Source organism: Pseudoalteromonas sp. Z1A6 (genome assembly GCF_011378745.1).
Classification (GTDB): domain Bacteria; phylum Pseudomonadota; class Gammaproteobacteria; order Enterobacterales; family Alteromonadaceae; genus Pseudoalteromonas; species Pseudoalteromonas arctica.
This window is the reverse complement of the sequence record NZ_WTKW01000249.1, coordinates 1-6,391: the sequence shown is the minus strand read 5'-3', so window position 1 is coordinate 6,391 and position 6,391 is coordinate 1. Positions and strand designations below refer to the sequence as shown.

Sequence of the window (6,391 nt, the reverse complement as noted above, 5' to 3'; positions counted from 1 at the left end):
ATTAAAAATACCCATAGTTAAGAGCAAAGCAACTGACTTGTAATCAATAGTCTGTATAAGTTATCCGTTCGACTAGGTTAGTCGGCACCATTTATTCAAAAGCCTCGCTTATAGCGGGGCTTTTCTGTTTCTATATGTCTAATACCAATCCGCAATAATACTTAATTAATTTGAGTGATTAAACCTGACGCTAACTGCGTTAAAAATTTCTGATATAGAGCAACTAAATAACGAAATTTTTGCCTTGTTATCGACACGATTTTCTTACCTCAAAATAGACCACTTAATTAAGCGAATTGGTATAATCTCTTAGACACACTACAAAAAGTTAATTTTTTATTATTAAAAATTGCTGATCATTTGCTCATTTTTACCGTATAACTGGCTATTATGTTAGTTCATCGCTAGCTATGTAATGTTATGTAAAGTAGGTTGAGCAAAAGTTGCCAAAGTGCTTGAATTACGTTCATAAATAGCAGTAATTTAGGTTTAATTATGATTTGGCAATGCAAGCCAACCCTATTGGCAATTAGTGTGATGCTGCTTAGCGGCTGTGCGAGTGATTTTAACTCGTCGCAGCGCATGCAAGCGCCTAATAATATGCCACAGCAATGGCAGCAAGAAGCATCAAGCTCGGTATTAAAAGTACAAGAGCAATGGCTTACACAACTACAAAACCCTACGCTTAACAAATTTGTACAACAAGCACTTAAAAACAACCAACAGCTTTTACAAACTAGTTACGATGTAGAAATTCAAAAACAACAGCTTATAGTATCGGGTGCTGCGCTTTGGCCTAGCCTCGATTTATCAACGCGTACTAGCCGTAGTAAAGACAACCGCCCAGTGAGCTACGATAACGCAAGCTCCGTAAGTTTAGATTTAACATACGAAGTTGATTTATGGGGTAAGCTATCTGATTCAAAACGCGAAGCTAATCTTAACTACTTAGCGCAGCAGGCAAGGTTTGAGCAAGCTAAACAACAGCTTGTGGCTGATGTGGCAACAGGTTGGTTTGATGTTGTAACATCGCAACAACTACTCGATTTATTTAAACGCAGAGAAGCGAATGCCCAGCAAAGCCTTGATATTATAGAATCGGGTTACCGCCAAGGTATAAACGAAGCACTCGATGTTTATCTTGCCCGTAATGAGCTCAATACTGAGCGCGCTCGTATTGCGACTCAAACAGCGAACCTATCGGCCTCAGCACGCGTACTAGAACGTTTGCTAGGTGAATACCCAAAGGGTGCCATTACTGCTAGTAGCGACTTACCCGTTATTAATACCGATATCCCACTAGGCTTGCCTTCTGAACTTATAACACGTAAACCTACGCTGCGAGCAAGTTGGTATGAACTTTTAGCCACCGACGCTTCACTTGCGTATGCGCACAAGCAACGCTTTCCAAGTTTAGATTTAACAGCTTCTTTAAGTGATAGCACCGACAGAGTAAGCGACTTGTTTTCTCCATCAAGTCTTGCATGGTCGTTATTAGGTAGTATTTCGGCACCACTTTTTGAAGGCGGACGCTTAAAAGCGAACGAAGAAATAGCGCGCCTTAATACTCAAAAGCAAGAGCAACTTTATTTGCAAACGCTTTACGATGCATTTGGTGATGTAGAGAATGCGATTTCACAGCAGCAGTCTCTTAAATCACAATATAGCAGCACCCTTGAGGCGCAAGAAAACGCACTTGCAGCAGAGCAGTTGTCGTTTGAGCAATATCAAAGTGGCTTGGTAACTTACACTACGGTGCTTGACGCACAAGATAGGTCTTTCGATGCACAAAGCTCCTTAATCGACATTAAAAACCAATTAATAGCTAACAGAATTAACTTACACGTTGCCCTTGGTGGTGATTTTGCAAAGCCCTCAAGTGAACTAAAGAGCAATAATGATGAAAACTAAAACAGCAAAAATTATTATTCCAGCGGTGGTTATTATTGCCACTATTTTAATTGTTATGTTTATTAAAGGTAATCCGCCAGAGGCTAAACGCTTTGGCTCACCTCCTAAAGCATCAATAAGTGTGGCTGCGCTTGAGCTTAAACCACAAAATTACCAAGTGATGATTGATAGCTACGGTACGGTAAAACCACGTACACAAAGTTTATTAGTTGCTCAGGCATCTGGGCAAATAATTGAAGTAAGTGATGACTTTAGAGAAGGTGGCTTTTTTGAAAAGGGCGACGTACTTTTAAAGCTAGACGATAGAGATCATCAAGCTGAAGTTAAATCTGCTCAAGCCAATTTATTAACGGCAGAGCAAGGCTTATTAGAAGAAAAAGCGCGTGGACAACAAGCTATTACTGATTGGAAACGCCTTGGCGGCTCAAATCAGGCAAGCAGCCTAGTACTGCGTGAACCACAACTTGCAGCAGCCGAAGCAGAAGTTTTATCGGCTCAAGCAGTACTTGAAAAAGCCATGCTTGATTTAGAGCGCACTAAAGTAACCGCGCCATATGCGGGTCGTATACTTAGCCGTAGTGTTGATTTGGGGCAAGTTGTTACTAACAATACCCAGCTTGCCACTATTTACGCAATCGACAGCGTAGAGATCCGCCTACCGATTAAAAATAAAGATCTTCCGTTCGTAAATTTACCAGAGCAATATCGTGATGGCGCCAAAAATCAAGCAGGTTCAATTGTTAAATTTACCTCTGACTTAGTGGGTGAGCAAACGTGGCAAGGGCAGCTAGCGCGTACCGAAGGTGCTATAGATGAAGGTGCACAACAGCTTTACGTAGTTGCTAAAATTAACGACCCATATAAAGCAACGGCTAATAACCAGTACCCAATAAAAATAGGGCAATACATAAAAGCGCAAATTACCGGTAAAACAGTTCCTAACGCACTTATAATCCCTAACAGTACAATATATCAAGGGACGTATGTTTATGTTGTTGAAGAGGGTGTACTTAAGCGTAAAGACATTACACTTGCTTGGCAAAATGCGACACAAGCGATGATAAAAACGGGATTAAATCCAAATGATAAACTGGTTATTACTCCACTAGGGCAAGTGAGTTCTGGTACTCAGGTAAGTATTTTAGGCGAACAAAGCACAGAGCAACCTAAAAGCCGAGGAGCTAATGGGCAAGGCAAAGGAAAGCGCCCGACGCCAGAGCAGCTTGAGCAAAAAGCAAAAGAGCAGGGTATTAGTGTTGAAGAGCTAAAAAAACGCCGCGCAGCAAAGCAAGGAGATAAGCCATGATCGCTTGGTTTGCCAAAAACCATGTTGCTGCTAACTTATTGCTAGTAACGCTGTTACTGTCGGGACTTTTTAGCTTATCAAGCAAAATACCGCTTGAGGTATTTCCTTCATTCGAAACTGACATGATAAGCGTAAATGTAAGTTTGCGTGGTTCAACACCAGAGGATGTAGAGCAAGGTGTAACTATACGAATAGAAGAAGCAGTGCAAGATTTAGAGGGCATAAAGCAAATATTTAGTCGCTCTTCTGAAGGTTCAGGCTCTGTGACAATAGAAGTGGAAAGCGGTTACGACCCTCGTGAGCTTTTAGCTGATATAAAAAGTCGTGTAGACGCAATTAACACTTTTCCAGCCGATGCTGAAAAGCCGATAGTAGCGCTTGCTGAGCGAATTCGTGAAGTTATCGCGGTTACCGTATCGAGTGACTATGGCGAAAAAGAAACCCGCGAATACGCAGAAACAGTACGCGATCAAATCCTACGTTTACCTAATGTAACGCAGGTAGAGCTAAGTGGCGTTCGTGATTACGAAATAGCCATTGAAGTAAGCCAAGATATTCTTCGTCAGTACGATTTAAGCTTGGCACAAATATCGAGTGCTATTTCAAACTCAAGCTCAGATATTTCTGCTGGTAACTTAAAAACAGAAGGCGGGGACGTACTTATAAGCTCTAAAGGGCAAGCATATCGTAAAGATGAATTTGCCAGCATTGTTGTTAAAAACCAAGCCGATGGCACTATTATTCGCTTAGGCGATATAGCGACTATAAAAGATGATTTTGAAGAAACACCAGTACGTACTCGCTTTAATGGTAAGCAAGCTGCATTTATCGACGTATATCGAATTGGTCCACAAAGTGCGATTACAGTTGCTGACGATGTTAAAAACTACATAAAAGAGCAACAAAGCTCTCTCCCGCAAGGGTTTGAACTAAGTTACTGGGATGATGATTCGGAGCTGGTTAAAAGTCGTATTTCGACCCTTACTACCAATGCTTTACAAGGCGGTATTTTAGTACTGGCTTTACTTACTTTGTTTTTACGCCCTGCAATTGCATTTTGGGTATTTATTGGTATTCCGGTTTCGTTTATGGGCGCGTTTATAGCGATGCCTATTTTTGGCGTAACCCTTAATATTATGAGCTTATTTGGCTTTATATTGGTACTGGGGATTGTTGTTGATGACGCCATAGTTACCGGTGAAAACGTTTACACCCATCTAAAAACGGCTAAGTCGGGCGAGCAAGCCGCAATTTTAGGTACTCAAGAAGTAGCAACACCAGTAACATTTGGTGTGTTGACTACCGTTGCTGCCTTTTTACCTTTGGCCTTTATTGAAGGGGCGCGTGGTGCCTTGTTTGCACAAATACCGGTAGTGGTTATTCCGGTATTATTGTTTTCATTGATTGAATCTAAATTTGTACTACCAGCACATTTAAAATATATAAAACTACGCCACGAAAAAGGCGAACCTTCAAAGTTTGATGTTATTCAACAGCGTTTTGCAGATGGATTTGAAAACGCGATTTTAAAATACTATCAACCCACTTTAAATTTAGCACTGCGCCATAAATTGGCTTCGGTAAGCTTGTTTATTGGTGTATTTGTTATAATTTTAACCATGATCACCAGCGGTTGGACTAAGTTTGTATTTTTCCCGCGCATACCAAGCGAAACAGTCCGCGTTAACTTAACACTACCAACAGGTACACCGTTTGAAGTAACTAATAAATACGTAATTGACATGTCGCAAAAGGCGCAGCAATTACAAGAAAAATACCGCGACCCAGATACTGGCGAAAGCGTTATTTTAAATATATTAGCCACAACAGGCGGGCGTGGTGGTGTATCTAATTCAGGCTCTGTACGCTTTGAAATAACACCGGCTGAAAAGCGTGAATCAGACATAGGATCACGAGAACTTGCCAGCGAATGGCGCGATTTAATTGGTGTCATACCAGGCGCCGAAAGTTTAACGTTTAGAGCCGAAATTGGCCGAAGTTCAGACCCCATTGATGTTCAGCTTAGCGGCACTTCGTTGACTATTTTACAAGACGTGGCTGATCACATTAAAACCCGTTTATCGACCTATCCAACGGTATTTGATATTGCCGATAGTATGTCCGACGGTAAAGAAGAGTTACAAATAGAGCTTACGCAACAAGGTTTAGCGCTGGGCTTAAATAGAGTCAATGTAGCAGGACAAGTACGTAACTCGTTTTTTGGCTCGCAAGCACAACGTATTCAGCGAGGCAGAGACGATGTACGTGTAATGGTACGCTTACCTATAGATGAGCGCCGCTCTGTAGCTGACCTACAAAACATACTTATAAATACGCCTGATGGAGGCTCAGTGCCTTTATCGCACGTGGCAACACTTACTGCTGGGCAAAGTCCATCAACTATTAATCGAATAGACCGTTACCGCACATTAAACGTAACAGCCGATATCGAAAAAAATAATACCAACATGACCATACTGCAGGCTGACCTAACGGAGTATTTAGATGGGTTAATGCAGCAATATCCTGGAGTAGATTACAAACTAGAAGGTGAGGCTAAAGAGCAAAGAGAGTCGTTTGGTTCGTTGGCTTGGGCACTTGTGTTTGTATTTTTTATTATTTATGCGCTATTAGCAATACCGCTTAAATCTTACTTACAACCAATCATAGTAATGAGTGTTATTCCATTTGGCATGATAGGTGCTGTGGTAGGACATTGGATTATGGGAATGGACTTAACTATTATGAGTTTACTCGGTATGCTTGCGCTAACCGGGGTGGTGGTAAATGATTCGCTTGTACTCGTTGATTTTATTAATAAAAAGCGCAGTGAAGGTGGTAAAGTTCTCGATGCTATAAAAATTGCAGGTGCATCACGTTTTCGCCCTGTAATGCTAACTAGTTTAACGACCTTTATTGGCTTAATGCCATTGCTGTTTGAAAAAGCGACTCAGGCACAGTTTTTAATACCAATGGCGGTGAGCTTAGGGTTTGGGATTATTTTTGCTACCTTTATTACCTTATTGTTAGTACCAATAAACTACATGCTAATGGAGCGTTTTCAAGGTTGGTTTAAATAACTTCACTCTTAAATACGTGATTATTAAAGCTGTAGGTAAGCAATTACCTGCGGCTTTTTTATAAGCTAAAAAGTAATATTAGACAATTGAAGAT

Annotated in this window: 3 protein-coding genes; all 3 read left to right on the top strand. The window is 41.0% G+C overall.

Annotated elements, in window-relative coordinates:
- Window positions 1–495: 495 nt before the first annotated feature.
- The 3 genes from GQR46_RS14525 to GQR46_RS14515 are packed head-to-tail and all read left to right on the top strand — an operon-like array spanning window position 496 to window position 6,297.
- Complete coding sequence (locus GQR46_RS14525; protein WP_165741314.1) at window positions 496–1,911, top strand: TolC family protein; 1,416 nt, start codon at window positions 496–498, stop codon at window positions 1,909–1,911.
- The gene (locus GQR46_RS14520) at window positions 1,901–3,217 is read left to right on the top strand and encodes an efflux RND transporter periplasmic adaptor subunit (RefSeq protein WP_010554901.1); all 1,317 of its coding nucleotides are present in this window, start codon (window positions 1,901–1,903) and stop codon (window positions 3,215–3,217) included. Before GQR46_RS14525 ends, GQR46_RS14520 begins: the two co-directional genes overlap by 11 nt.
- Window positions 3,214–6,297 carry an efflux RND transporter permease subunit gene (locus GQR46_RS14515; RefSeq protein ID WP_024589701.1) on the top strand — a complete coding sequence of 1,028 codons (3,084 nt, stop codon included), beginning with the start codon at window positions 3,214–3,216 and terminating at the stop codon, window positions 6,295–6,297. The genes GQR46_RS14520 and GQR46_RS14515 overlap by 4 nt, the downstream gene beginning before the upstream one ends.
- The last annotated feature ends 94 nt before the right edge of the window (window positions 6,298–6,391 follow it).